This is a genomic window from Kosmotoga sp. DU53 (assembly GCF_001639905.1).
Taxonomy (GTDB): Bacteria; Thermotogota; Thermotogae; order Petrotogales; family Kosmotogaceae; genus Kosmotoga; species Kosmotoga olearia.
Genome location: NZ_JGCK01000044.1, coordinates 1 through 24,330, shown reverse-complemented (window position 1 = coordinate 24,330; position 24,330 = coordinate 1). Strand labels below are relative to the sequence as shown.

Genomic DNA, 24,330 nt, shown 5'->3' with positions numbered 1-24,330 from the left:
CTCTCGGCTCTCGGATTCTCGTTTTTTCAGTTGGCACGGTTTTGTATATAGGTAGTCGAGGCAAAAATTTCAATTTTTAGAGGAGGGGTATTAAATGAGAAAAAGAGGATTTTCACTCGTTGAACTTTTGATCGTTTTGGCGGTTATCGCTGCGTTAATCGCTACAATCACACCGGTTGCTTTGAATGCTATCAAGAAGGCACAGGCTACAAAGGTTGCACAGAACCTGAAGACACTCGCCAGTTCCTTTGAGAACAAGGCATATGTTGATGGCGTAGCTCCATCATCCATCAGCGATCTTGGAAGAGACATCGACACAACCAAGTATGGTGTTGCTTATACAGAGTCCGCCGGAGATTACACAGTCGTAGTATTCACAACAGAAGATGTTGACTTCAACACTGTTCAGGGAATCCTGAAGGATGCGGTATCTTCCGATCCAGGTACCAGTGGTTACACGTTCCTGAGTGGTGGTCTTAGCAGCACAGCTGGCGGAACAGTATTCTACGAATTCAGCTTTGTAGTCTATTGATGAATTCAAATAACAAAAAAAAGCCTCCCATATGGGAGGCTTTTTTTGTTGTAAAGGATCTCTACCATATACCTTTGTTCACCGTTAAAATGCTATAATCATTTTGAATTCTTTATAGGAGGGATTCTATGGAAATCCTGCTTTTAATCAACAGATACGTTTTCATTATCACCACAATCATCTGGGGAGGAGTATCCATTACTTTCACATTGTTTTTTCTGCCGCTACTGGAGAAAAAAACAACCACGGAGGTTCGTGGGCTGATTTTTAATTCTTACAGGAGTTATCGAATAATTATGTACGGTTGCTGGGCCTTGTTAACGGGAACTTTTACCATTGGGATCAGCATTAATAAAGTACTTCCCGAAGGGGTTTTCTTTACCCCCGGTATTTTCATTTCTATAGCCATTTTTCTTATTCATATAGGTTGGACACTGACCATTTTCAAAATCATGAAACAAAACGAATATAACCCTTTGAGCATGACTGAAAGAGACGTCAAAAGGGTAATTGGTGGAAGCTATTTCAATATCTTTTTGATATTCTCAACGGTTCTTATACTCGCAACAATGATTCATCCCATCTGATTTAACTTTCAACCAATTCTTTTAGTTCTCTAATTTTTTCTTCCAGATCTTCTCGCTTTTGCAATAGTTCGAGAAGATCTTCTTCTTTTTTAGAAAGCTCTTCGTGAAGTTGCTGGAGTTTGTTAAAATCTGTGCTATATATTTTTATTTCGTCGTTGAGTTCATCTATTTGCTTTTCAAGCTCCTCTTCTTTGCTGTTCAGATCTTCAATATCCCTGAGAAGGGATTTTAGCTTATTTTTTATACGCTTTTTCTCTGTATAGTCCATGTTGGATCTCTGGACTTTATTGTTTTCAGGCAAAGAGATTTTTCCCCAGGAAAGGTATTCCTCGATCGATGAAACTGGACGGATCTTAAAGTTCTTTATAGAGTAGAAACTTTGACACACGTTATTTGTGAATTCCCTATCGTGTGATACAAGAAGCAAAGCTCCTTTGTATTCTTTCAGCACTTTTTCCAGACTCTGGATGGACCAGATATCTAGGTTATTCGTCGGTTCATCCATTATTAGAACATTTGGTCTTTCGAGTATCAGCTTGGCGAGAGCGAGTTTTGTTCTCTCACCACCACTGAGCTGACCAACTTTCTTGAAAACATCTTCCCCAACAAAATTAAACCTTCCGAGATACCTTCTGATCTGGTAGTCTGGCCAATCCGACACTAATTGCCAGCATTCTTCAATAACCTCTTTCTCCGGATCTAGATCTTCGGTCATCTGGGAAAGATAGCCCCATTTAACGTTGTAGCCCCATGAAACGGTTCCGGAAAAATTTCGAATCCTTTTCGTTATTATCTTCAAAAAGGTGCTCTTACCGCTTCCATTTGGGCCAAGCAGGGCTATCTTGTTGCCCCTGTTAACCGTTAAAGAGGCTTTGTCAAAGATCTTTTTTTCATCATAAGAGAAGGAAAGGTCTTTAACTTCCAGAACAACCAGACCCGTTCTGCTCGGTTCGGGAATTCTTATCTCCGGTTCTCTCACCGTTTCTTCTGGAAGCTGGATTTCTTCCAATTCCTGTCGGAGCCTTTCAGCCTGTTTTTCTTTGCTGATGGCCTGTTTGATCAATTTCTCCTTTCCCCAAGACCTGTAACGTTTCGCAACAGCTTCAAGACGCTTTATTTCGCGTTCTAAATTCTCGCGGCGTCTGATGCCTGTTTTCAAGATTCTTTCCCTTTCGACTATATATTTATCGAAGTTGCCGCTAAAATCCCATACTTTTCCGCCGTTTATCTCCCAGAAACGGTTTCCTACGTTTCGAATCAGGTATCTATCATGCGAGACAAGAATGATAGCTCCACGGTAACTTTTCAGGAAAGAAAGGAGCCATTCAACGGAGTCGAGGTCCAGATGGTTTGTGGGCTCATCGAGCAGCAAAAGATCGTAATCTACCAGAAAGAGTTTTCCTAACGCTATCCTTGTTAACTCTCCACCACTGAAACTCCCGAGGTTTCTGTTCCAGGTGTCTTCTTTAAAGCCAAGACCGCTGAGAATGCTTCTTACCCTTCTTTCGTAGCTGTAATACTCTTCCGTCTCTTCGTCAAGGTTTTCCTTTTCCAGCATGTAGTAATCGAAAAGAGCCATATCCGGATGTTCAATCCGCTGTTGCTTTTGAAAGCCTATTCTGGTTCCAGAAGCGAGGAACACCTCTCCCTCTGTTGGTTGTAATTGCCCTTTTATAATCTTTAAGAGCGTTGACTTTCCGCTTCCATTCGGACCAATCAAGACAATCTTATCTCTTTTGGCAACGGAAGCGGAAAAATTTTGAAAAAGGAATCCTTCACCATAATCGTGTCCGACTTTGCTGAGAGATAGTATCATAATTACCTCCGTAAGTTTATATACCTTTATATTTTAGCAGACGTAGAAAAGAGCGGGGAAAGCTCACCCGCTCCTTTTTAGTACACCTTTCTTCTTCGCCCAGAACTCCATCACGCTGAAGAAATAGATCCCAAAGGGGAGCAAAACCGCCCCCAGAAATATCAACGGCCACACCTGACTCCATAACTCAGAGAAACTCTTACCATGCAATATGGCACTTCTCATACCTGCTAACGCATAAGTTGCCGGTGATAGTTTCGCCACTTTCTGCATCCAGTCAGGAAGAACGGTTACTTCATAGTAAACCCCTGAGAACATCAGGAGTAATGCCTGAAATATATGCACAACCTGTACGCCCTTTTCAGGGGATATTAGCGGAAGTACTGCCGCAACCATCCCAAGACCTATGAAAGAGAAACTAGCTACAGCCAGGATTCCCGCTGCGGACAACAGGTTCGCATTAGCCAGGTTGAGATCGAAAAAGATTGAAACCACGAGCAGTATTAAACCAGCCCTCAATATTCCGTAAAGTATCGCGTATCCACAAACGCTTAAAAGGTGCGTTGCTCTTTTTACCGGAGCCATGAAGGTGTATTCTATCGTTTCTTCCCAGCGTTCCCAGGCAACTGTTTCGGCAACTATTGCGAAAAGAACTGAAAGATAACCCCAGAGAATCGATCCGAGCAACATATAGAGTATCAGATAGTTGGTATCGAAAGAGCCATCAGAGAAGGACTCGACACCTTTTCCGATGAACCCCATGGTCACCGAATTTGCAATTGTATAGACGAGAAACACCAGTTCCCATTTCCAGTAACGTTTTGACAGATTGAAATTTCTAACAATGAAAGCCCATGAAGCCCTCATTTCTTGAACTATTGCTTGAACGCTCATAGGGTTTCAACCTCCTCATATTCCGCTTCGTCGAATCTTACACCAGTGAATTCCATGAAGACATCTTCAAAAGTTGGATTATGAACTTTGTCGGAAATTTTCGCCTTGAGTTCTTCCGGACGACCTTTGACGATTATTCTCCCTCTGTGGATTATCGCTACATAATCACAGAGTTTTTCGGCTTCTTCCATATCATGGGTGGTCAAAAGTATTGTTGCTTTCATTTTGTGCTTCATGTCTTCTATCAGCCTCTGAACCTCACGTTTAGCTCTGGGATCAAGTCCGGTGGTGGGTTCATCAAGCAGCATCATTCTGGGTTCGGTCATGAAAGCTCTCGCTATTGCGACTTTCTGCTGCATACCTCTGGAAAAGTTTTCCAGAGGATCGTTTAATCTCTTTTTGTCGAGCCCGACTCTCTCCACAATATCGTTTATTTTCGCCAGAGCTTCTTTTTTAGACATTCCGTGAATTCCAGCCGCAAAGAGCAAGTTCTCAAGTGCGGAGAGCTTTCTGAAAAAACTTGCTTCAACTGAGACCCTGTTTATTAGCTTCTGGACTTTTGAAGCTTCTTTCACAACATCATACCCAAATATCTCTATGCGTCCGGAATCGGGAATTAAAAGCGTAGATGCTATCCTGATAAAAGTCGATTTTCCAGAGCCGTTCGGTCCTAAAAGACCATAGACTTCTCCTTCTCTTATTTTCAAATCTATTCCCTTTAACGCATGTACAATTTTTTTATTTTTCTTGAAGTACTTTCTAACATTTTCCGTCATTAAGAGCGTAGTTCATAGTATCACCCCTTTTTCTTTAACTCTGTCTTTTCTGTCTCAAATAGCCGTCCTTCAAAATAGCTACACTTTCAAGATTCTCTGCCTCTCGCTCTCATATTTTCCCCTCCTCATGATTTGAACTCAAATAAAAAAGGGCCGTGACTCTCGCCACGGCCCTCGTACAACGGGTTACTCTATACTATACAAATTGATACCCCCGTAATCGTACCAAGGCGTGGCAAAGCCTGACAGCTCCAGATGACTGGATTCTGAAAATTCTTGAAGTTCCAAAGCTCCTTAACATTGCCACACCTCCTTTCGGAATAATTGCGAAACAGATTATAACATAATGATTTGTGAAAAGCAAACAGTTTTCTTTGAGAATTATTTCATCAGCCAATCGATTAACGCCTTCGTAAATTTGTAGTTATCGTTTTTCGGGTGTTTGAAATCATAATCGCTGAACACCGCTTTTCCGAGAACGGCTACTTTCGAATTGCCGATGACCTCTCCAGCAGCGAATATAACCATGTCCACTCTTACTGCATCTCCTCTGCCATCCTGATCGACACTTTCGGTATCGTCATCACCGGCTGCGAATATCAGGACATCTTTTCCTTTAACAATCAACGAACAACCGCTGTAAACATCCAGCTTTCTGATTCCCGTCAGTTCTAAAGGACTATCCGGGAAGGTTTTTATTTCTACCTTATAATAAGCGCCATAATTATCCGTTCTGTCGATTATCTGATCGTCATTTATCCTTATGGACGAACCTATAAGCTCAAGGAATTTGTTCATGGCCTGCGGATGGCTTCCGTTTCTGAAATCGGATTTTCCGGTTAAAATGAGTCTTCCGCCGTTCTCAAAGAATTTTTTCACTGCTTTGTACTCTTCCTCGGTGAATCCCGTTCCGTCCATGATTATAAGCAATGAAACCTCTTTCAAGACATCTTCGGTGAGTTTCCCGTAAGAGAATTTGCTCAAATAGCCCCAGCTGTCAATTGCTGCAGAGAAATCATTGAGTTTCTCTCTGGAATAGTCGTTCCCGTGTGCGACATCAATTAGAACCACAGGTAACGACACAACCTCGGGAGCCATAATTTCCTCAACGCCAAAGAGCTCCTCAAGCAATTCTCCGTTCTTTTCTATGACAGTATCTGTGAATGGGTCTCCAGCAAAGAGGATAACTTTACCTTTTCCAACAGCCTTTTCGTAATAGGTTCCTGCTCCTTCAATCTCTCTGTATCCATCGAAGTAAATACCAGATATCTCTTCAACTTCAGAGGAATTAACATCACCAAATTGTACGGGAAGGCCCAGGAGTTTTAAAAGGCTGTTGTAAGAACCCAGAATTTTATCACTCAATTCCACACCGTTTCCGAGAACAATAAGCGTACCTCCTGATTTAACAAAGTTCTCTATCATCTTAGCGTGTGGAGGCATGAGAATCTTAACAGTTTCAAAGTAACCTTCTGTTCCTGGAAGAGGGAGAACAAAAACATCTGTGTTCGTAAAGTTGGTGGGTTTAAGAATCCTTTCAGCTTCAGTTATCTTATGACCAGCAGCATCAAGAGTAGCCTTTAGTATTTCTCTATTCTTCATTCCATGGTTGTCGTGTGTTTTGTCTATAACGATGTTCATGGACTCTCCAGATCTTATGGTGAGATCCACTTTATAGTAAAGCTCATCGTTTACATAGAATTCGATAGGACTGTCTTCGACGGATTCAGGTGCGAATTCGATCACAAATTCCCGGGAAGTCATGCCGTTAAGAGTATAAGTTTCTTCAGAAAGAATGTTCCCCGTTGAAGCTTTGATTACTACGTGCAAGCTCTTTTCCGTTTCATTGGCGTTTACAAGCTGGAACTTCGCTTTAACTATTTCGCCTGGTTTTACGTTAGATGGATAAAGTGCTGGATTCAACAGATATGTTTTTGAAGAGCTCTGAACCCAGATAGGTGTACTCACCACTTCTTCTCCATCCGCTTCGAGAACATAGAGGAAGTAATAATCATAACCGGTATCCGGAACGATTTTTTCAATGTGCTCAAAACTATTAGAATTCACATCAAAAACACGGTAAATGCCTGTTTTGTTGTAAAGAACAACTTTGGAAATAATGTCATCTTCGCTTTCTTTGACTTTAATCTTTAATTCCACTTCTTTAGCGTCATATATTATGGAGCCAAGCGGATAACCGTTACCTGAGAATTCTACGACTACGTCCTTGTCTTCTGTTCCGTAAGTTCTTCTAGCCATGAGACTCTCATAAAAATCTTCCCATTTTAAGCTTGGAGAATAAACTGCTGTTCTGGAGTCGTTAGCAGTTCCCCAGTTGGGTTTGTGATTATCCTGTCCTACGGCAGTACCCAGATGCCATCCTTTGGCAAAAGCCAATCTAACCGCATTAAACATTTCAGGGGAAATGGTATCTCCCAGAGACCAGTTTCCGTTTCCAACTTCCACAAGATTTATGTACTCGTCTGCTCTGGGATCGTATTTGAAATCATCAAAAATGCCGAATGTTGAGATTGGGTGGTTGAACTGAGCGAGAGCTTTTCGTTCAACGATCCATTTGTAAAGCACATCGAGGTTCGGAGATTCGTTTCTGTCTGTCCAATCCGGAGTCTCAAAGATATTTATGTGTCCCCAACCAGTGGCAGTCCATTCAAAACCAGCTATTGCAAGAAAGTTTTCATCGGAAGCATTTCTGGCTGCTTCTTTCATGGCATCGAACTTGTCTCTGCCGTCCATCAACTCTTGCTCAAAATAGTGTGCGTGATCGGTAACTGCATGAAAGTCAAGATGGCCGGCATTCCTCGCATAATTGTAAGCTATCTCTGGAGTCCCCTTCCCATCTGAGTAGCTCGTATGAGAGTGCAGGTTCCCAAAATAAAGATTGAAATTCTCAAATTGTGCTAGTGCAATTACTGAAATCAAAAGTGCAACCACTAGCAAAAATACTGTTTTCTTCATTGTTGTCCCTCCATTTCTGTTATTCTGTATTAAAATTCTACCATGCTGTTTCCATTGACCCAATAGAAGAAAAACAACCACAATTGACAACATAGGATTTCAATCACCAAAAAAATGATGATATATCCGCAATGCTAACAGAATTGTTCTTAAAATATAAAAAATAAATTTATAAATTGCATTCAGGAGGAATAAAATGTACGAATACCGAAAGAGTGAAAATGTAAACGCTTTGATGGAGATGGCATATTTTTCCTTCGCGGCAAAAAGATCGGTGCAAGAGCTTATTAAGAGGTTTATAGATTATGCTTTGTCCAGCGGAACAGAGATAGACTGTGTTTATGATTCTAATAAGCTTGTTGCTGCTTATCTTCTTTATCCTTTTCAAATACGCTTCCGAAACTCAATGATTCCTATGGGAGGAATCGGCATGGTCTGTTCAAGACCTGATTACAGAGGGAAGGGGACGATCCGTTTTATGCTTGAAAAGTCCATTGAAACAATGCGCGATAAAGGCATGATCGTCTCCATGCTATATCCTTTCAATGTTAGTTTTTACCGAAAATACGGCTGGGAGCTATTCTTCAGGAAAAAGCTTGTTTTCCTTTATCCTGACTTATTAATTGCAAAAGAGAACCCTTCCATTACCGCGGAATATCTGAAATTCCAGATGAAGCCTGTAAAGAGTTTTACAATGAACACGCGAGGAAAGAATACAACCTGGCTTTGAGAAATGACTCTCATTGGCATAGGCATCTTGATCACTCTAATAACGAGGCTTCCAGTGGTGTCGTGAAGTTCGAAAAGAACGGTAAAATGATCGGAATGATGGCACTTTATCTTTCAAGGGGGTGATTACGCAACGGTAATGAGCACGTAATCGTGCTTACCGGGTCTCGGTCACCGGTCCTCGAATCTCGGTTCTTGTCTATGCTCCAGTCTCCAACATCCAATCTCGCTCTTTGATTCTTGGTTCTCGAGATCTCGGTTTCCTCTAATCTCCAGTCTCTAATAACGGTTCTTGAACTCCGGTTTCTGATTCTCGATTTTTGCTTTTAATAACACACTCACTTATGGTTGCTTCGCCTGCGTACACAGCTTTCGCAAATGAGGCACAATCTTTATAGCCACAACCACCACAGTCAAAGCGGGGAAGCTTCCGCAAGATGTGCTTTTCAGTAAGGTTTGTCTCTTTCTCAATCTGACTTTGTTCTTTTAGGATATCTTCTCTTTTAACCAGTTTGTCCATCAGGTACCCAAGAGCTACAATCGCCGGCACTGTCAGGAGATACCTTATCGCGGCAAATTTAAGTCCAAGAAAGCTCGATTCGATCATAAACATAGGGACTTTTACCACAGCCCATGCGCTTATTATGATAACTATATTCGATACGCTAGCACCTTTGTAAAAAAGTGTTAGCGCCATTGGAAAAGCTGCATATATCGGACCGGCAGACACAGATCCTATAAAAACAGATATGAGTTTTCCTTTGATCCCCGATTCTTTACCAAAGTTCTTTGTAATAACCTCTGAAGGTACCCAAACCGTTATAAGAGCCGATAACAAAAGAATTGGAGGCATTACCTCGATCATTTCAAGAAGGAATTTACCAGTCATTTTAACCGCATTGTTGAATAATCCTGGATTAAAAAAGAAAACCACCAAATACAGGACAGCGGTAATAACCAGCAGTTTATTTTCTTTTATAAAGTTCTTCATAGCAACACCCCCATACCCAACGCTATACCAATAGCGAAAACAAAACTCAAAGCGTTTCTATAAAAGGTAAATTTCTTACCAAAATGACGTACTTCTATGGGAATCGTAGCGAACCCTACCATGGTAAGTGTTGTTATGAAAGCGGCTATTGCAATCAAGTGCGCGCCACTTTCATATAAAGACTTGGAAAGCGGAAAAGCTATAAAGCCCGGAATAATCGTCACTGTACCGATTATTGCCCCATAGAGAGTACTTAAAACCTCATTTGACCCCCCCAACAATTTTTTGATAAGCTCCGGCGGTACTGCCGCAAGGACGAGCCCTATGAGTGCCATGACTCCTATTATCTGAAGGAAAGTTTTTGCGAGTAAGTTTCGGGCAATCTTCAAGCTTTTTTTGGTTTTTTCCACACTCTTCAAAAGCGACCAAAACAAAAAAGCCCCTGCAACTATTGCTAGAATTACTGTTGTCATTCAGCACCTCCAATTCTAGATTTACTTCATTATAGGGGCTCTCCATAGAAACGTCCGTGACTATAGTTACGACTTCAGGATAATTTCTTCGAGTTTTTTGAGATCTGTTATCTTGACACGATTTTTATCAAGTAGTTTTATCATTCCAGCTTTTTCGAGATCACCGAATGCCCTGGACACTACCTCCCTGACGCTCCCAATGTCCTGTGCTATTTGTTTTTTTGTTTTCTTGAGATTTATAACAGAAGAACCTTGAGAATAATATAGATCTATAAGATATTTTGCAACTCGCTGCTTAATGCTCTTCAAAGAAAGCATCTCTATGATATTCGATAGGTTTAACATCTTCTTTGAAACGCTCTCCAGATAAGAAACAAGGAAAGTTTTGTTATCAAAAAGTTTGAATATAACCTTTTCAGGGATCTCCAATATTTTTGCAGTTGTATCAGCTATGATATAAGCAGGATATTGTACTTTGAGAAAAACAAGGGTTTCACCAAAGGTATCGCCTTCTTGAAGATATTTCAATATTTGCTCTTTACCAGAGGGAAAGAGTTTCGAAACTCTGAGTTTTCCTTTCAGTATTACGCTAACCTGTTCACATACTTCGTCGGGACTGTACAGAATCTTATTTTCATTGACCTTCACCACCCTTGCGTTTTTTTCAATGTATTTGATCTCAGCTTCGTTCAATTTATCAAAGGTACGAATGTTCCGTAGTTCCATTTTGAAATCACTACCTTTTTCCTTTTCAGATAATCAGAGCGCGTACAATGTCTCTTCCTATAATACCGCATTAATTTGCCCGGTGCACTGTTACACACCGGGCACAACGCATCAGCCGTAGTTTTAATTTGCGATGATGCCTCGCTAAAAATCTTATTTTATAAGGGCCTTTAACTTTTCAAAATCCTTTATGATTATCTTCCTTCCATCCATTTCTAAAATTCCATCTCTTGCAAGATCGGCAAAAGCACGTGAAAGCGAAGGCCTTGCAACCCCAAATACCTGTGAAAGCTCTTCTTTTGTTAGAGGAACAGATACTTCACATTGTTTATCTTTGCAAAGCGAAAGGATATAATCAGCTATCTTCTCTTTGAGGGTTCTCAACGTCAGCATATAGAGTTTTTCCGAGAGAAATACCAATCTATCCCCCATATCTTGCAGAAGATTCAACAGAAACTTTTCGTTTTTTCTACAAAGATTAATTACTGATTTTTTCGGTATTGTCAGGAATGAACAATCAGTAATCGTGATAACGTCAACGGGAAATACATTATCGGTGGCAAATAAGAAACCTGAAGCTAAAAGGCTTGGTGCGTCCATTACTTCTATCCTGACGACTTTTCCATTAAAGTCTTGCATCTCCGTTTTAACCTTACCATCCAGAAGAATCAGGAGATCATCACAACTGTCTCCACGAAAACGGACAAATTCACCGGCTTTGTACTTTTCGATACGATACAAAATTTCTCGAAAAATTGTTTCAAGTTCTCCAACGGTTAATCCTTTAAAAAGCTTTGAACGTGCAAGGTTTAGAATTAGTGGATTCATCTCTATCCTCCGTAACATATGTTACCGATTGAATGATTCAAAAAAATTATACTGGAATTGAAAAGAAAAACCAACTAAAAAAGGAGGAATTTATATGAGCGAACTGTTCAATAAAAAAGAGGTGCTAAAAAATCTTATCAAACAACTTCATGAAAATCCAAATGAAAATTTTGGGAAGATCCAGGAACAATTCAAACATTTAATAAGAGAACTAACGCCAATTGAGATCTCTCAAGTAGAGCAAGAACTTATAAATGAAGGAACCCCTGCCGAAACCATACAGTTAATGTGCGACGTCCATCTCGATCTATTTAAAGAAGCACTGATAGAAGATGAGCTGGATGTGGAGCCATGGCACCCAATTCATATTCTCATGGAAGAACACAAGGATATACTCAACAAGACAAAAGCTTTAAGAGAACTCACCAACAAAATTGTAAATTCTGAACTTGATGAAGTTAATAGTAAAGAATTTCTCAAAGAACTGAAGGAGTTTGCGGATTACCTCTCTGAGATAGAAAAATATTTTCACAAAGAAGAAGACGTCCTTTTCCCTTATCTGGAGAAGCACGGCGTTGTTCAACCCCCAGCTATCATGTGGAAAGAGCATGATGATATAAGGGCACTCATCAAAGAGTTCAAAAAACTCCTTAATTCGCCCTTGAATGAGGTTAAAATGAAGATAAAGGAAGTTGCTTTGGGTATAAGCGAGCTCTTTTATAACCACATATACAAAGAACATAAAGTTCTCTTCCCGACGGCATTAAAGCTTATAACTGACACTGAATGGAAGGAAATCAGGAAGCAGTTCGAGGAGCTTGGTTATTTCGCCTACAAACCCATTCCTTTCTTCCTTCAGGCTGAGTCACAGGAGAGCACTGTTGATAACAAAGATGGCCTCTTAAACCTCGGAAGCGGTTATTTGAGTGTAGAACAACTTATAGCCATGCTCAATACCCTCCCGATAGACATTACTTTCGTGGATGATACCGACACAGTCAGATATTTCAATGAAAGCTCGGATAGGATCTTCATAAGGACAAGAGCGATCATCGGCAGAAAGGTACAGAACTGTCATCCTCAAAAGAGCGTTCATGTGGTCAACAAGATCTTGAACGACTTCAAATCCGGTAAACGTGATAGTGCCGATTTCTGGCTGAAGCTCGGCGATAAATACGTCTATATAAGATACCTCGCTGTCAGAAACGAAAAGGGCGAATATCTGGGAACACTGGAAATAACACAGGATATTGTTCCTATACAAAAGATAACAGGTGAAAAAAGAATATATGATGATCTTGAATCTTAACACATCCATAGAGGGGGTGCTTTGAATGAGTATGTTCTGTTACCAATGTTCTGAAACTCTCAACGGAAAGGCCTGTACAGTGGCAGGAGTTTGTGGGAAAGACCCGGAAACATCTAACCTGCTCGATCTTCTTGTATGGGTTCTAAAGGGAATTTCCTTCTGGGCTACCGAAGCGAGGAAACTCGGTGTAGATGATCCAGAAGTGAACCTATTTGTGGCAGAAGGACTTTTTACAACTATAACCAACGTGAATTTCGATCCCGAAAGCATCGGTAAGAAAATCGAAAAGGCTTTTGCATTAAGGGAAAGAATCATGAAGGCCACAAAAGAGGCTTACAAAGAACAGTACGGAAAAGAATTCTCTAAAGAAGTTCCTGAAGCTGCAACATGGTATGTTCCCGGAGATTTAAGTGTCTGGGAACTTAAAGGTGCAGAAGTAGGCGCTCTTTCCACAAAAGATGAAGACATAAGATCCCTGAGGGAACTGCTTACCTATGGATTGAAAGGAATCGCCGCTTATACAGACCATGCTTACATTCTGCAAAAGTTCAATGATGAGATTCTCCACTTCTTACAGGAAGGTCTCGCTGCGACCCTGGACGACTCATTGACGGTAAATGATTATGTTGCTCTTGTAATGAAAGCTGGAGAATTTGCTGTTAAAGCCATGCAGCTTCTGGATGAAGCGAACACATCCCGTTACGGAAATCCAGAAATTACTGAAGTTTATACCGGTACGCTCCCCGGACCCGCGATACTGGTGAGCGGACACGACCTTCTCGACCTCGAAGAAATCCTGAAGCAAACGGAAGGCAAAGGAATAAATGTCTATACTCATGGAGAAATGCTTCCCGCTCATGCCTATCCAGAGCTCAAGAAATACAAGCATCTTGTTGGAAACTACGGAACTTCCTGGTACAACCAGCAAAAAGAGTTTGCTCAATTTAACGGTGCAATTGTTATGACAACGAACTGTATCCAGAAACCTCTCGAGAGCTATAAAGATAGGATATTCACAACGGGTCTTGTTGGTTGGCCTGGAGTGAAGCATATACCCAATCGAACAGATGGAGGTCAAAAAGATTTCACCCCTGTTATCGAAAAAGCCCTTGAACTGGGTGGATTGGAAGAAAAACCCGGAAAGAAAATAGTGATCGGTTTCGCTCATGAACAAACAGCTCAAGTAGCAGACAAGATAATAGAAGCAGTGAAAGCTGGAAAGATTAAACGCTTCGTCGTTATGGCCGGATGTGATGGAAGAGCGAAAGAGCGTGAATACTACACAGAAATGGCTAAGAGATTACCCAAAGAAACCGTCATATTGACAGCCGGGTGTGCAAAATACCGATACAACATGCTTGATCTCGGTGATATCGATGGTATCCCAAGAGTAATAGATGCGGGGCAGTGTAATGATTCTTACTCACTAGTTGTTACAGCGCTTCGATTGAAGGAAGCTTTCGGCCTTGATGATATTAACGACCTACCGATCTCTTATGATATCGCGTGGTATGAACAAAAAGCCGTTGCTGTTCTTCTCGCGTTACTTTACCTCGGTGTCAAAGGCATAAGGCTCGGACCGGTTTTGCCCGCATTCCTTTCGCCGAATGTTCTTAAAGTTCTTGTGGAGAATTTTGATATAAAACCGATATCAACTGTCGAACAAGATCTTGAACTGATCCTTCAGGGCAAGTAATAAAGCAATAAAATTAGAAAAAAACCGGTAGCCATCGTTGCTACCGGTTTTTTTGGCTAACCTTTTGTTTCTATTTCCCCGGTAAGTTTAGTAGCAATCTTCCAGAAAAGGGCTTCTTCACCAAAAGGTTCTTTATTTCGATAATCGTGTTTTGAAATATAATGCCCCAGTTGAGTTAACATGAATCTATACTTCTTTTTTTGAATTTCCTTAAACCATTCGGTTGCGGTAAGTCTTCCCAGAATCATCACGCTATGATCAATACAAATTATCCTTGAGGTTTCTTCATAGGCTCTTCTGAATTCGGCTTTTCTAAATGCACTTTGCAATGCTATGATATATCTCATCTCCGTTTCCTTCTCAAAGGAACACAGGTAACATGTTTTAGAATGGGTTTTGTTGTTTTTTCTGAAAAACCTTCTTTTCCCTGAATTTTCCAGAGCTTTGAGCTGGCGTTCCAGCATTTCTTCCAGAAGCATTGCCACCGGCAGTCCTCCAATATCTGACGTCGATCTGGCAAGAGACACTATTTTGCCTCTATGCGTCTGGCACAGTCCACCCTGAAGGAGTTTTTCCCGGGATTCGAAATTATGGAGAAGATCTGCAAGGACACTGGAAAGCCATGCTATCGAAGCGTCATTAACAGCTCTGCATACAGGACAATCATAATCATTAACTTTGAATAATTCCATTACAGTGCTTTCGGCTATATCACCGGCTCTCATATAAACACCACTCTTTCGTCATTTGAACAAATTATAGCTCATCTAAAAGAAAAAAGGGAGCCGATGGGAGTCGGCTCCTAAATCTGGCAGGGAAAGGTTTTTCACTTTCCCACTTATCGGGTCATTCAAGATTATTTCTTATTCAAAAAAAGAATTTCCGTTATACAGTATTTTTAGTCTATAACAAATTTTCTGACAATCAAATTGCCATCATTCCAAAAGCAACATCAAATAATGCTTTTACAACGCAAAATATCCTTAGAAATCAAGAAAATAAAAAAACACCCTCCTAACGCCTCAGGTGAGTGTAAAAAAAAGAAGGGATATCATCAGATATCCCTTCTTTCCCTGGCGGGGACGACGAGACTCGAACTCGCGGCCACCGGTGTGACAGACCGGCATGATAACCATCTTCACCACGTCCCCGACGCTAATGATTTTACATCATGCTTGTAACTCTGTCAACTGGTTTCATAATACACGAGATTCGAGACCCGAGATCCGGGACGGCCGCTACGCGACGGAATCGCGCTGAGTACATTAAAAAGCGAGATCGGATGTTGGAGATTGGAGAATAGTGAGATTCGGTGCGACTGGCTACGCCAGTGGGGCGAACTCCTGTGGAGTTGTTTCGAACCACTTCGTGGTTGTAACGCGCCTACGGCGGATTAGAATATGTTTTTTTCCGCCTCAGTGAACTACCAGCCGTGGCTAAGAAGAACCCTGACAGAGATTGTCATCCTGAACTTGATTCAGGATCTAATCATCAAAAAAGCCCAGATTCTGGATAGAAGATTTCCAGAATGACAGTGGCGGATTAATATTCTGGATTAAACACCTCCAGAATGACCGTTTTGCGAGAAGATGATACAGTCCGCGTTTTCTCCAGATTTTCACGCACAACCGACAACGGGTTTCATCAGCGTCTGCAAGCCTCAGTCTTCGAGCGTCGCTCCACCAGCTGACAGCCTTGCAAGAGTCTTGTTTTTTCTCGGTTCTCGGCTCTCGGATTCTCGTGTTTTTCGTCGCAAACGTCGCTCCATCAGCTGACAGCCTTGCAAGCGTCAACGTCGTGAGCCTCCAGGACGTTGTCCAGCACTTCAACGGCGTTAGCCATTCCCAGCATCAGTGCGATAGCTTCACTTTGTAGTTGAATAGATCTGGATAACATGTTAAAATACAAGACGGTTGGGCGACGTAGCCAAGGGGTCTAAGGCGGAGGTCTGCAAAATCTCTATTCGAGGGTTCAAATCCCTCCGTCGCCTCCAAGCTTAAACATAAACAGGGGACTTTGTGTCCCCTGTGTTTTTTGTTCGCTTATAAGTCTTTCCAAAGCTTTTGTTGGCCATTTTAGTTTTACACAGTTTCCTTTTTTCTCTTCCGATAAAAATTGGTTCGAATGTATCTTCAAAAAGGGGGGATTTCATGAGAACCAAATGGCTATTAGTAATGTATTTGCTTCTCATCAATATTGCTTTCACTATAACGCCCATCACTCTTAGTACTGGCTCTATCCAATTCATCTATGCGGAAGAATGGCTAAAGCAGTTACAACCAACCGAATATGCTTCTGCAGAGGTGTACTCCAATATAGATGGAGATACGATCAAGGTGATTTTAGATTCTGAAATCGAAACAATTCGCATGATAGGAGTCGATACACCGGAAAGTGTTCATCCAAGAAAGCCTGTTGAATATTTCGGAAAATCAGCTTCTCTTTTCAGCAAGTTACTACGATGAAGCAAAGTTGTATGATAGTGAAGGGATAGAGGTAGATCATTACAGCTATTAGGATTCTCAAGATGATAACTTAGAAATTTAAAAAACTGAAGAGAGGATTTCTTCCTCTCTTCTTTATTTATGATTCTTTTTTTAGTTCAAAATCAAATAATACTTATTGAAATTAAAAAAATGAAGTTGGAAGCATAGGATACTTGAAACATTTTAATCAAATATGATATTATTTAATCAGTAATTCGTATAAACTAAGGAGCTGGTTAAAATGTTTAGAGCTTTCTGGGCGAATTTTTGGAAAAACTTGATAGAATTCAAGCGTTATTATTTCGATTCCATCTCCGGGATACTCACAATTCTAGTTTTCTTTTACCTTATATTCTTTGGGGTCAAGACCGTCGGTGGGGGAACTCCCGGGTTTGGAAAAACTCTCGATGGAATTATTGTGGGTTATTTCATGTGGCTCATGTTTGTTTTTTCTTTTCAGGGTGTCAGCTGGGGAATAATTGAAGAGGCTCAAAGGGGGACTCTGGAACAGGTTTTTATGTCGCCCATACCCTTTGAATTTCAGCTGTTTTCCAGGATCATTGGTAATTTTGTTCTCAACGTTTCTATGGTAGTTGTCCTGATGTATTTCGCCGCTTTCACCACCGGCAGGACTTTGAATTTCGATTTTTTGACGCTTATCTATCTTCTTATTGTTGGAGTTATGTGTGCCACGGGAATAGGTATGATCATCGGGGGTATTGCCCTGATTTTCAAGAGGGTCTCATCGTTCGTTCAAATCGTGACTTTCGGTTCGCTTGCTTTCACGATGATCGATCCGAAAACTCCGATCATGAAATTTATACCGATGTCTCAAGTATCGTATTTAATGCGACAGATGGCTATAAACAAAATAGGTATCATGGAATTTCCGTTTATAGAACATTTGTATCTCTGGCTGGTTTCTCTTCTGTACCTTTCTCTTGGAATCTTTATCTTCAGGCTTTTTGAGAAAAAAGCAATGAGAACAGGCGCGCTCAGCCAGTATTGACGGGGTGATAATATGACAGATAAAAAAGTTCTTAAAGTAAAGAATCTTGTGAAAACATATAAGAGAAGGAAAACCAAAGAAAAGTTCGTAGCTGTTGACGAAGTGTCTTTCGAAATTAAACAGGGTGAGATCTTTGCACTTCTTGGGCCGAACGGTGCTGGAAAAACAACAACGATAAAGAGCATTTGCGGATTACTGCTCCCCGATTCAGGTTCAATAGAGATAATGGGGAAAAATCTCTTAAAAAGACGTAGAGAAACATTAAAACACATCAGCGCCGTTCTGGAAGGAAACAGAAATCTTTACTGGAGAATGACTCCGGTAGAAAACATGATTTATTTCTCCGGGATACGTGGAAAGAAACTCACAAGGGAGGAAGCACTGGAAATCCTCAAAAAGTTTAACCTTGAAGAAAAAGCAAACGACCTTGTACAGCAACTTTCCAGAGGAATGCAGCAAAAATCAGCTGTGGCTGTTTGTCTCGCCACGGGGGCAGATATCCTGCTTCTCGATGAACCAACTCTCGGCCTCGATGTTGCTTCTTCTATTGAATTGAGGAGCATTTTAAGAAACATTACGGAAAAGGAAGGAAAGACAATCCTTCTATCGACTCACGACATGAACCTTGTTGAGGCAATTGCTGACAGAGTAGCTATCATGAGTAAAGGAAAAATCGTTGTCTGTGAAGAAAAGGAGAAACTCATGGATATGTTCAGAGCTCGAAGATATGTGCTGAAGGTTTCTAACAAAGGAAAAGAGCTCGAGCCCCATCTCAAAGAATTCGGAGCGGTAGATATAAAAAAGGAAGATGGGCTTTTTGAATTCAAGATCGACCTGGAAAATCCGCAAAAACTCTTCGATCTCATGGACACTTTGAAAACCATGGGCACTGAAATAAAATCTATCGAACAGGACACGGTAAACTTTGAAAAGATATTCATGAAGTATGTCGAGCAATCCTGATAGTTGTTTTAAACTCTTTCAAAATCCCCTTTCATCTTGTACACACAAAAACTTGGAAAAAATAGAATCGAAAAAATCTTGACAAAAGAAATATTGCTGTTATAGTATAGGCACATATATGCGAACGTCTAAAGATGAAGGGGGATATATTGTGACCGCTATATTTATAAATATTTTCGCTCTTAGCTGTTTGATCTTTGCTTTTATTAAAGATCGGAAAAAAGCGAAAAAATCATTAATAGTAGCGCTAAAGTCGTTCTTTCGCATTCTTCCTACCATGCTTATTATCATAGTCTTTATAGGTTTGCTTTTAGGTTTTGTGCCGCAAAGCCAAATCTCCAGGATTATTGGTAAACAGGCAGGATTTTGGGGAATACTTGTTGTTGCGTCATTGGGAGCGATCTTACATATCCCTTCTTTAATTTCATTTCCTTTAGGAGCGTCGCTTCTTGAAAGTGGGGCTTCAGTTACAGCAGTTGCAGTTTTTATTACCACATTAACTATGATTGGAGTAGTTACCCTACCGGTAGAAATAAAAGAACTGGGAAAGAAAATGGCTTTACTCAGAAACGGGATAAGTTTCATCATAGCAATTATTATTGCGCTTATTATGGGAGTGATACTATGAAAGAGTCTCTAAAGAAAAAGCAAAAAAAAGAAATGATGCGAGATTTGATCTTTTTAGGGATTACTTTGGTAACCGCGGTTATTTTGCTATCAATTTTTCCTGATAAGCGCGAAGCGGTGATCACAACCTCATGGAATTTCCTCATTGAAATGATTCTGATACTCCCTGCGGTAATGGTATTGATGGGACTTTTTGCAGTGTTTGTCCCAAAAGAAATGGTTGTGAAATATTTAGGGAAAAGTTCCGGGATAAAAGGTATTTTCATTTCTATATTTATGGGTGCATTGCCTACGGGCCCTCTTTATGTGGCTTTTCCTATGGCTTCTGCTTTGCTTAAAAAAGGCGCGCGTATTTCCAACATTATTATCTTTCTTTCAGCATGGGCATGCATCAAGATTCCTCAGGAGCTGGTAGAACTTCAGTTCCTTGGACCAAAATTTATGGCAATGAGACTTTCTTTAACAATCATTTTTGTAATCCTTATGGGAGTATTCATAGAGCAAATAATTTTATGGAGCAATAAAAAGGAATCAAAGGTTTGAAAAGGTGGATTTAGATGCCAAAATATTTCCTTACCGGCGAAAGGGGTACGGGTAAATCCCACATTGTTGAAAAACTTATAGAGCTATACCGTGTCACGGGTTTTCTCACGCGCTTTGACAAACGAAGAAAAGAACTGTACCTTAGATTTATTCAAGGACCTGAATATCTTATAGGTAAAAGAGAAAAAAAGAAAATACAACCGATACCGGAGGGGTTTCTTAAAGCATCAAAAGAGATCCCGGAACTTGAAACTTCTTCAAAACTACTTGTGATAGATGAAATAGGCTTCCTGGAAGAGTGCTGTGAAGAGTTCAGAAGAGCTGTTAAGAATTTGCTCGAACACTCAGACAATTGCCTCTGCGTTTTGAGAAAAGGAAAATTTCCTTTTATAAAAGAGTTGCTCACGCTGGGTGGTTTTGAAACCATAGAAGTTACTGTAAGGAACCGTGAAAGCATTCTTTCTTTCCTGATCGAAGAATATAAAAAAGCGGGCCTTTAAGCCCGCCGTTGATCGATAATCCTGGAACAATTATGGTTGAAGCAGTTCATAAATAGCTACAACAGCTACTACCAAAAGACCAACAAGGGTAAACCCTAACTGTTTCTGCAGTTTCGCTATTGTTTCTTCGTAGCTTTTAACCTTTTCCTCCAAAAGAGAAACATCATTTTCGAGATTATCAAACCTTTCGGAAAAGTCATTCTGTAATTTTGTAATCAATCTCTTATTGTCTTCGATTTTCAATGAAAGCACATTTGTAGTAGTGAAAAGTTCATCGATTTTTCCAGAGAGAATCTCCATTTTACTGAAATATTTATGAAGTTGTGTCATTGAGTTGTCTGTATAGTTAATGACATTGTACAGGCTGAGTGCAAGTTCATAACGCGTCACAGCTCCATCCATTTTGATTTCATCTTTTGTATATACGCCTTCAAGAATACCCTTTTCAATCAATTCTGCCGTAATTTCAGCAACTGTCTTTGGACCTTTCGAAACACCGAAAACTGACAGGCTGAAAATTAACACTAAAAAGAAAAGAATCAGTACCTTGCGCATTTTTATCCCCCCTTTTAAATTAACCAATATGTTTTCTTTATTGGATTTCTTTCATTTTACAACTTAGCTCATGATTTTCTATCCCACCTCTTTTAACAGGATAAAAATAACTTTCATACTTTTATTTTACAATATAAGAGCTAAAAAATCGAACTGTTTCAAGATTTTATTTAAGAACAGTCGTTGTGTTAAAAACCGCGTTATTTATCTCAATATCCTAACTTTTTAAGAAGATCAAGCAGGTTATCCGCTACAATGAAAGGGGGATTGTCTGGTACCATCTCTCTGGTTGTTTCCCCTGTAAGTACCAACGCTGTTGTAACTCCGGCTCTCAAACCACACTCAATGTCGGTCATGAGTCTGTCACCAACCATTATGACGTCGGCTCTATTCACATCAAATTCCTCTATAAGCATTTCGAGAATAGTTGGATTTGGCTTTCCTACAATATGGTCTGGTTCTCTACCGGTAGATGTTTTGATCAAAGCCATAAAACTTCCCACATCCGGGATAAATCCTCTTTCCGTTGGACAATTTATATCCGGATGTGATGCTATATATGAAATGCCATCTCTTACAAAACCACAAAATTTTGAAATTTTCTTAAAGGTCAGGGTTTTATCGTAGGTTAAAACAACAACGTCTGGATCTTTTTCATCTAAAATTATCCCCGAATCAACGAACATCTTTTCAACTGACGGTGTGGCAAGCAAGTAAACGGAAGAACCTGGATAGTTATCCTTGAGAAAACGCATGGTAGCTTCTCCTGAAGTATAAACCGAAAAAGAACCTTCTGGAACACCGAGGCGCACCAGTTTGTCGTGATACTCTTCAGGAGTAGCCGAAGAATTGTTTGTCAAAAAAACAAGCTTAGCACCCGTACTTGTAATTCTTTCCACAAATTCGAGGCTTTCAGGAAAAAGCGTATTTCCGAGGTAGAATGTCCCATCCATATCCAGCACAAACAGTTTTTTCACAGTGCACCTCCAATGTTGATAATCTGGTCTGAAAAAGTTATAACGTAGAAACCGATCTCCAATATTGTAGCATGCTACAATACAACCAGGATATATTATAATTTTGTAGGAGGTGATTCAATGATAATAGGGTTGATCGTGCTAGTGATTGCGGTTGTCATCATTTTCTGGTTTATTGGCGTTTATAATAACCTCGTGGCATCAAAAAAACGCGTTGAAAATGCCTGGGCCCAGATAGACGTTCAATTAAAACGACGTCATGATTTGATCCCAAACCTTGTCAACGCAGTGAAAGGATATATGAAATTCGAACGCGAGACCCTGGAAAAAGTGATCCAAGCACGTACCAAAGCCGTTTCGGCAAAAAACATAGATGAAAAGATTCAGGCCGAAGGTGCTCTTGGTGGTGCTCTCGGCAGATTGCTTGCCATTGTGGAAAATTATCCCGAGTTGAAGGCAAATGAAAACGTAAAACAACTCATGGAAGAACTGACCACAACTGAAAACAGGATAACCTACGCCAGGCAGTTCTACAATGATACTGTAACCAAATTCAACACAAAGATAGAAATATTCCCTAATAACATCGTTGCCGGTATGTATTCTTCCAAGTTCAAGCCGTTTCCTCTCTTTGAGATAACGGACGAGTCCGAAAGAGAAGTTCCGAAGGTAGATCTTGGTTAACTATGGCTTTTACGGTCGATTTCTATACTGAAGAAAAGAAGAACGTTCGCAAGAGCGTTCTTCTGATTTTAATTTTCTTTCTCATGATGCTTTTCTTTGGTCTTGTAATAGACTTTATGTTCAATATCTTCCCAATTTTTACCGCTATCTTTGGGAGCATTGCAACAATACAGCTGCTTGTTTCCCTGATCTCCGGGAAGAACATCGTTTTGCACTCTGTAAATGCCCGACCTTTGAGGTTGAATAATATCGAAGAAAAACAGCTAAAAAACATCGTGGAGGAACTTTCAATTGCCGCCGGTCTTCCCAAACCTCCCGACATCTATGTAATAGATGATGATTCCGTGATAAATGCCTTCGCTACCGGATTGAAAAAAGAAGACGGTGTAATCTGTGTCACTTCAGGGTTGCTTAAAAACCTGAATAGAGAAGAGACATCCGGCGTTATCGCTCACGAATTGAGCCATATTATAAATAGAGATATCCTTATAATGACTCTTATATCGGCTCTTTTAGGTGCTGTTGTTATAATCCAGATCTTCGCCGTTAGAGCCTGTGGGGATACCTGCGTTTTGGCGGAAGAAGAGGAAGTCGAAAAGGTAAAGAAGGGAATTCTACCGCAGCCATCCTGGCATTCCTCGCCGCAGTAGCAGGACTTGCGACTGTCTTTTCTTTTCTGGGACGCTTGTCGCTCCTTGCGGTTTCAAGAACAAGGGAATTCTTCGCCGATGCTCGCGGTGTAGAACTAACACGAAATCCAAACGGACTGGCGAATGCTTTGAGAAAGATAGCTAAAAACTCTCGAAAGCTTAAAGTTGCAAATGTCGCAACGGCTCATCTCTTCATCGCAGATCCCTTGAAGAGAAAAGTTAATGAGAAAACTTCAAAACTCTCTTCGCTTTTCAGCACCCATCCGCCAATATATATGAGAATAGCGGTACTTGAAAACAGAGATCCCGAGGAAGTTAAGAAAGAGATTTATGGGATTGAGAAGTGAAGTGCGGGGCTGCGCCCCGGAAGCTCGCAAATCTGTGCGCTGCGAAGCAGCACACAGTCTCTGCAAGCGCCGCACTATCAAATGTCAGCGTCTGCAAGCCTCAACCTCGTGAGCGTCAACGTCGTGAGCCTCCTGAGCGCGGCTCAGCACTTCCGCCACGTAGCGGCCTTCTCGGTTCTCGGTTATTGCTAACAACGAAAAAGGGAGAGCGAAATGCTCTCCCTTTTCCCATAAAACCCTGGGCGCTACCTACTCTCGCACGGGGCTGCCCCCGCACTACCATCGGCCCGAAGTGGCTTAACGGCCGGGTTCGGGATGGATCCGGGTGTTTCCCACTCCGGTATCGGCACCCAGGATAACTCTCAAATCACTCAAAGGTGCATAGGGATAGGTAAAGGTCTCGGGTGATTAGTACTGGTCGGCTCAACCCCTCGCGGGGCTTACACCTCCAGCCTATCTACGTCCTCTTCTCGGACGACCCTTGGAGGCCTCGTCTTGGAGCACGTTTCCCGCTTAGATGCTTTCAGCGGTTATCGCTCATGGACGTTGGCTACCCAGCTACTGCCGCTTGCACGACAGCTGGTTCACCAGTGGTCCACTCACCCCGGTCCTCTCGTACTAGGGGTGACCCTCCTCAAGCCTCCTCCGCTCGCAGC

General features: G+C 41.0%; 27 protein-coding genes, 2 tRNA genes and 2 rRNA genes. 16 read left to right on the top strand and 15 right to left on the bottom strand.

Annotated elements, in window-relative coordinates:
• Nucleotides 1–94: 94 nt before the first annotated feature.
• Nucleotides 95–532 carry a type II secretion system protein gene (locus DU53_RS06125; RefSeq protein WP_015868524.1) on the top strand — a complete coding sequence of 146 codons (438 nt, stop codon included), beginning with the start codon at nt 95–97 and terminating at the stop codon, nt 530–532.
• Nucleotides 533–660: 128 nt separating this feature from the next.
• On the top strand, nt 661–1,119 hold the full coding sequence (locus DU53_RS06120) for a hypothetical protein (RefSeq protein WP_063728033.1): 459 nt from the start codon (nt 661–663) through the stop codon (nt 1,117–1,119).
• Between the two features lies 1 nt (nt 1,120).
• Here DU53_RS06120 and abc-f read toward each other — a convergent pair whose 3' ends face one another.
• The 4 genes from abc-f to DU53_RS06100 form a co-directional block, all read right to left on the bottom strand.
• The gene (abc-f, locus tag DU53_RS06115) at nt 1,121–2,935 is read right to left on the bottom strand and encodes a ribosomal protection-like ABC-F family protein (RefSeq protein ID WP_063728031.1); all 1,815 of its coding nucleotides are present in this window, start codon (nt 2,933–2,935) and stop codon (nt 1,121–1,123) included.
• 63 nt (nt 2,936–2,998) lie between these two features.
• Nucleotides 2,999–3,829, bottom strand: a complete 831-nt coding sequence (locus DU53_RS06110) for an ABC transporter permease (RefSeq protein ID WP_063728029.1) — start codon at nt 3,827–3,829, stop codon at nt 2,999–3,001.
• On the bottom strand, nt 3,826–4,605 hold the full coding sequence (locus DU53_RS06105; protein ID WP_063728027.1) for an ABC transporter ATP-binding protein: 780 nt from the start codon (nt 4,603–4,605) through the stop codon (nt 3,826–3,828). The genes DU53_RS06110 and DU53_RS06105 overlap by 4 nt, the downstream gene beginning before the upstream one ends.
• A gap of 381 nt (nt 4,606–4,986) precedes the next feature.
• Complete coding sequence (locus DU53_RS06100; protein ID WP_063728024.1) at nt 4,987–7,581, bottom strand: CehA/McbA family metallohydrolase; 2,595 nt, start codon at nt 7,579–7,581, stop codon at nt 4,987–4,989.
• 196 nt (nt 7,582–7,777) lie between these two features.
• On the opposite strand from DU53_RS06100, the gene DU53_RS06095 reads away from it, so the two are divergent.
• A complete protein-coding gene (locus DU53_RS06095; protein ID WP_063728022.1) occupies nt 7,778–8,311 on the top strand; it encodes a GNAT family N-acetyltransferase in 534 nt (177 codons plus the stop codon).
• A 264-nt stretch (nt 8,312–8,575) separates the two neighbouring features.
• Here the strand turns inward: DU53_RS06095 and DU53_RS06090 are convergent, their stop codons facing one another.
• The 4 genes from DU53_RS06090 to DU53_RS06075 form a co-directional block, all read right to left on the bottom strand.
• Nucleotides 8,576–9,301, bottom strand: coding sequence for a permease (locus DU53_RS06090; RefSeq protein ID WP_015868517.1), 726 nt, complete (start codon nt 9,299–9,301; stop codon nt 8,576–8,578).
• Nucleotides 9,298–9,774 (bottom strand): permease, encoded by a 477-nt coding sequence (locus DU53_RS06085; protein ID WP_015868516.1) that lies wholly within the window; start codon nt 9,772–9,774, stop codon nt 9,298–9,300. The genes DU53_RS06090 and DU53_RS06085 overlap by 4 nt, the downstream gene beginning before the upstream one ends.
• Nucleotides 9,775–9,840: 66 nt before the next feature.
• Entirely contained in the window at nt 9,841–10,467 is a 627-nt protein-coding gene (locus tag DU53_RS06080; RefSeq protein ID WP_161484760.1) for a Crp/Fnr family transcriptional regulator, read from the bottom strand.
• 186 nt (nt 10,468–10,653) lie between these two features.
• The gene (locus DU53_RS06075) at nt 10,654–11,328 is read right to left on the bottom strand and encodes a Crp/Fnr family transcriptional regulator (RefSeq protein ID WP_015868514.1); all 675 of its coding nucleotides are present in this window, start codon (nt 11,326–11,328) and stop codon (nt 10,654–10,656) included.
• A 94-nt stretch (nt 11,329–11,422) separates the two neighbouring features.
• Between DU53_RS06075 and DU53_RS06070 the strand changes: the two genes are divergently transcribed.
• Together DU53_RS06070 and hcp are read left to right on the top strand one after the other, a co-directional pair.
• Entirely contained in the window at nt 11,423–12,637 is a 1,215-nt protein-coding gene (locus DU53_RS06070; protein ID WP_015868513.1) for a DUF438 domain-containing protein, read from the top strand.
• 25 nt (nt 12,638–12,662) lie between these two features.
• Entirely contained in the window at nt 12,663–14,333 is a 1,671-nt protein-coding gene (hcp, locus tag DU53_RS06065; protein ID WP_015868512.1) for a hydroxylamine reductase, read from the top strand.
• 56 nt (nt 14,334–14,389) lie between these two features.
• On the opposite strand, the gene DU53_RS06060 is transcribed toward hcp, so the two are convergent.
• Both DU53_RS06060 and DU53_RS06055 read right to left on the bottom strand, forming a co-directional pair.
• Entirely contained in the window at nt 14,390–15,058 is a 669-nt protein-coding gene (locus DU53_RS06060) for a DUF6062 family protein (protein ID WP_063728020.1), read from the bottom strand.
• Between the two features lie 349 nt (nt 15,059–15,407).
• Nucleotides 15,408–15,484, bottom strand: a tRNA-Asp gene (locus DU53_RS06055).
• A gap of 249 nt (nt 15,485–15,733) precedes the next feature.
• Here DU53_RS06055 and DU53_RS13185 point away from each other — a divergent pair.
• Nucleotides 15,734–15,865 (top strand): hypothetical protein, encoded by a 132-nt coding sequence (locus tag DU53_RS13185; protein WP_255358883.1) that lies wholly within the window; start codon nt 15,734–15,736, stop codon nt 15,863–15,865.
• Nucleotides 15,866–16,100: 235 nt separating this feature from the next.
• Here the strand turns inward: DU53_RS13185 and DU53_RS13180 are convergent, their stop codons facing one another.
• Complete coding sequence (locus tag DU53_RS13180) at nt 16,101–16,229, bottom strand: hypothetical protein (protein ID WP_255358882.1); 129 nt, start codon at nt 16,227–16,229, stop codon at nt 16,101–16,103.
• Between the two features lie 20 nt (nt 16,230–16,249).
• Here DU53_RS13180 and DU53_RS06045 point away from each other — a divergent pair.
• From DU53_RS06045 to DU53_RS06015, 7 genes are all read left to right on the top strand, one after another.
• Nucleotides 16,250–16,326 (top strand) — tRNA-Cys (locus DU53_RS06045).
• Nucleotides 16,327–16,483: 157 nt separating this feature from the next.
• Entirely contained in the window at nt 16,484–16,798 is a 315-nt protein-coding gene (locus tag DU53_RS06040; RefSeq protein WP_063728017.1) for a thermonuclease family protein, read from the top strand.
• Between the two features lie 262 nt (nt 16,799–17,060).
• Entirely contained in the window at nt 17,061–17,828 is a 768-nt protein-coding gene (locus DU53_RS06035; protein ID WP_063728014.1) for an ABC transporter permease, read from the top strand.
• A gap of 12 nt (nt 17,829–17,840) precedes the next feature.
• Entirely contained in the window at nt 17,841–18,791 is a 951-nt protein-coding gene (locus DU53_RS06030) for an ABC transporter ATP-binding protein (RefSeq protein WP_063728012.1), read from the top strand.
• 118 nt (nt 18,792–18,909) lie between these two features.
• Nucleotides 18,910–19,419, top strand: a complete 510-nt coding sequence (locus DU53_RS06025) for a permease (RefSeq protein WP_063728010.1) — start codon at nt 18,910–18,912, stop codon at nt 19,417–19,419.
• A complete protein-coding gene (locus DU53_RS06020) occupies nt 19,416–19,961 on the top strand; it encodes a permease (protein ID WP_063728009.1) in 546 nt (181 codons plus the stop codon). The genes DU53_RS06025 and DU53_RS06020 overlap by 4 nt, the downstream gene beginning before the upstream one ends.
• A 14-nt stretch (nt 19,962–19,975) precedes the next feature.
• Nucleotides 19,976–20,461: a nucleoside-triphosphatase gene (locus DU53_RS06015; RefSeq protein ID WP_015868505.1), complete on the top strand. Its 486-nt coding sequence runs from the start codon at nt 19,976–19,978 to the stop codon at nt 20,459–20,461.
• 30 nt (nt 20,462–20,491) lie between these two features.
• On the opposite strand, the gene DU53_RS06010 is transcribed toward DU53_RS06015, so the two are convergent.
• The gene (locus DU53_RS06010) at nt 20,492–21,016 is read right to left on the bottom strand and encodes a hypothetical protein (protein WP_063728008.1); all 525 of its coding nucleotides are present in this window, start codon (nt 21,014–21,016) and stop codon (nt 20,492–20,494) included.
• Nucleotides 21,017–21,225: 209 nt separating this feature from the next.
• Nucleotides 21,226–21,993: an HAD-IIA family hydrolase gene (locus tag DU53_RS06005; RefSeq protein WP_201030012.1), complete on the bottom strand. Its 768-nt coding sequence runs from the start codon at nt 21,991–21,993 to the stop codon at nt 21,226–21,228.
• Between the two features lie 120 nt (nt 21,994–22,113).
• On the opposite strand from DU53_RS06005, the gene DU53_RS06000 reads away from it, so the two are divergent.
• Genes DU53_RS06000 through DU53_RS13170 form a run of 3 tightly spaced genes read left to right on the top strand, consistent with a single transcriptional unit; the run spans nt 22,114 to nt 23,674 of the window.
• The gene (locus DU53_RS06000) at nt 22,114–22,677 is read left to right on the top strand and encodes a LemA family protein (protein ID WP_063728007.1); all 564 of its coding nucleotides are present in this window, start codon (nt 22,114–22,116) and stop codon (nt 22,675–22,677) included.
• Between the two features lie 2 nt (nt 22,678–22,679).
• Complete coding sequence (locus DU53_RS13175; protein WP_255358881.1) at nt 22,680–23,327, top strand: M48 family metalloprotease; 648 nt, start codon at nt 22,680–22,682, stop codon at nt 23,325–23,327.
• Nucleotides 23,231–23,674, top strand: coding sequence for a M48 family metalloprotease (locus DU53_RS13170; RefSeq protein WP_369816074.1), 444 nt, complete (start codon nt 23,231–23,233; stop codon nt 23,672–23,674). The genes DU53_RS13175 and DU53_RS13170 overlap by 97 nt, the downstream gene beginning before the upstream one ends.
• A gap of 237 nt (nt 23,675–23,911) precedes the next feature.
• On the opposite strand, the gene rrf is transcribed toward DU53_RS13170, so the two are convergent.
• Both rrf and DU53_RS05985 read right to left on the bottom strand, forming a co-directional pair.
• Nucleotides 23,912–24,028 (bottom strand): 5S ribosomal RNA (rrf, locus tag DU53_RS05990).
• Between the two features lie 34 nt (nt 24,029–24,062).
• Nucleotides 24,063–24,330 (bottom strand): 23S ribosomal RNA (locus DU53_RS05985); the annotation flags it as partial.

Excerpts from the sequence above, each read along its gene's own strand:
- DU53_RS13175 (WP_255358881.1), top strand. The coding sequence starts at position 22,680 with ATGGCTTTTACGGTCGATTTCTATACTGAAGAAAAGAAGAACGTTCGC.
- DU53_RS06060 (WP_063728020.1), bottom strand. The coding sequence starts at position 15,058 with ATGAGAGCCGGTGATATAGCCGAAAGCACTGTAATGGAATTATTCAAA.
- DU53_RS06020 (WP_063728009.1), top strand. The coding sequence starts at position 19,416 with ATGAAAGAGTCTCTAAAGAAAAAGCAAAAAAAAGAAATGATGCGAGAT.
- DU53_RS06070 (WP_015868513.1), top strand. The coding sequence starts at position 11,423 with ATGAGCGAACTGTTCAATAAAAAAGAGGTGCTAAAAAATCTTATCAAA.
- DU53_RS06105 (WP_063728027.1), bottom strand. The coding sequence starts at position 4,605 with ATGACGGAAAATGTTAGAAAGTACTTCAAGAAAAATAAAAAAATTGTA.
- DU53_RS06000 (WP_063728007.1), top strand. The coding sequence starts at position 22,114 with ATGATAATAGGGTTGATCGTGCTAGTGATTGCGGTTGTCATCATTTTC.
- DU53_RS06125 (WP_015868524.1), top strand. The coding sequence starts at position 95 with ATGAGAAAAAGAGGATTTTCACTCGTTGAACTTTTGATCGTTTTGGCG.
- DU53_RS13180 (WP_255358882.1), bottom strand. The coding sequence starts at position 16,229 with ATGTTATCCAGATCTATTCAACTACAAAGTGAAGCTATCGCACTGATG.
- hcp (WP_015868512.1), top strand. The coding sequence starts at position 12,663 with ATGAGTATGTTCTGTTACCAATGTTCTGAAACTCTCAACGGAAAGGCC.
- DU53_RS06015 (WP_015868505.1), top strand. The coding sequence starts at position 19,976 with ATGCCAAAATATTTCCTTACCGGCGAAAGGGGTACGGGTAAATCCCAC.
- abc-f (WP_063728031.1), bottom strand. The coding sequence starts at position 2,935 with ATGATACTATCTCTCAGCAAAGTCGGACACGATTATGGTGAAGGATTC.
- DU53_RS06100 (WP_063728024.1), bottom strand. The coding sequence starts at position 7,581 with ATGAAGAAAACAGTATTTTTGCTAGTGGTTGCACTTTTGATTTCAGTA.
- DU53_RS06040 (WP_063728017.1), top strand. The coding sequence starts at position 16,484 with ATGAGAACCAAATGGCTATTAGTAATGTATTTGCTTCTCATCAATATT.
- DU53_RS06110 (WP_063728029.1), bottom strand. The coding sequence starts at position 3,829 with ATGAGCGTTCAAGCAATAGTTCAAGAAATGAGGGCTTCATGGGCTTTC.
- DU53_RS06030 (WP_063728012.1), top strand. The coding sequence starts at position 17,841 with ATGACAGATAAAAAAGTTCTTAAAGTAAAGAATCTTGTGAAAACATAT.
- DU53_RS06025 (WP_063728010.1), top strand. The coding sequence starts at position 18,910 with ATGCGAACGTCTAAAGATGAAGGGGGATATATTGTGACCGCTATATTT.
- DU53_RS06090 (WP_015868517.1), bottom strand. The coding sequence starts at position 9,301 with ATGAAGAACTTTATAAAAGAAAATAAACTGCTGGTTATTACCGCTGTC.
- DU53_RS13185 (WP_255358883.1), top strand. The coding sequence starts at position 15,734 with ATGTTTTTTTCCGCCTCAGTGAACTACCAGCCGTGGCTAAGAAGAACC.
- DU53_RS06120 (WP_063728033.1), top strand. The coding sequence starts at position 661 with ATGGAAATCCTGCTTTTAATCAACAGATACGTTTTCATTATCACCACA.
- DU53_RS06085 (WP_015868516.1), bottom strand. The coding sequence starts at position 9,774 with ATGACAACAGTAATTCTAGCAATAGTTGCAGGGGCTTTTTTGTTTTGG.
- DU53_RS06075 (WP_015868514.1), bottom strand. The coding sequence starts at position 11,328 with ATGAATCCACTAATTCTAAACCTTGCACGTTCAAAGCTTTTTAAAGGA.
- DU53_RS06035 (WP_063728014.1), top strand. The coding sequence starts at position 17,061 with ATGTTTAGAGCTTTCTGGGCGAATTTTTGGAAAAACTTGATAGAATTC.
- DU53_RS06095 (WP_063728022.1), top strand. The coding sequence starts at position 7,778 with ATGTACGAATACCGAAAGAGTGAAAATGTAAACGCTTTGATGGAGATG.
- DU53_RS06010 (WP_063728008.1), bottom strand. The coding sequence starts at position 21,016 with ATGCGCAAGGTACTGATTCTTTTCTTTTTAGTGTTAATTTTCAGCCTG.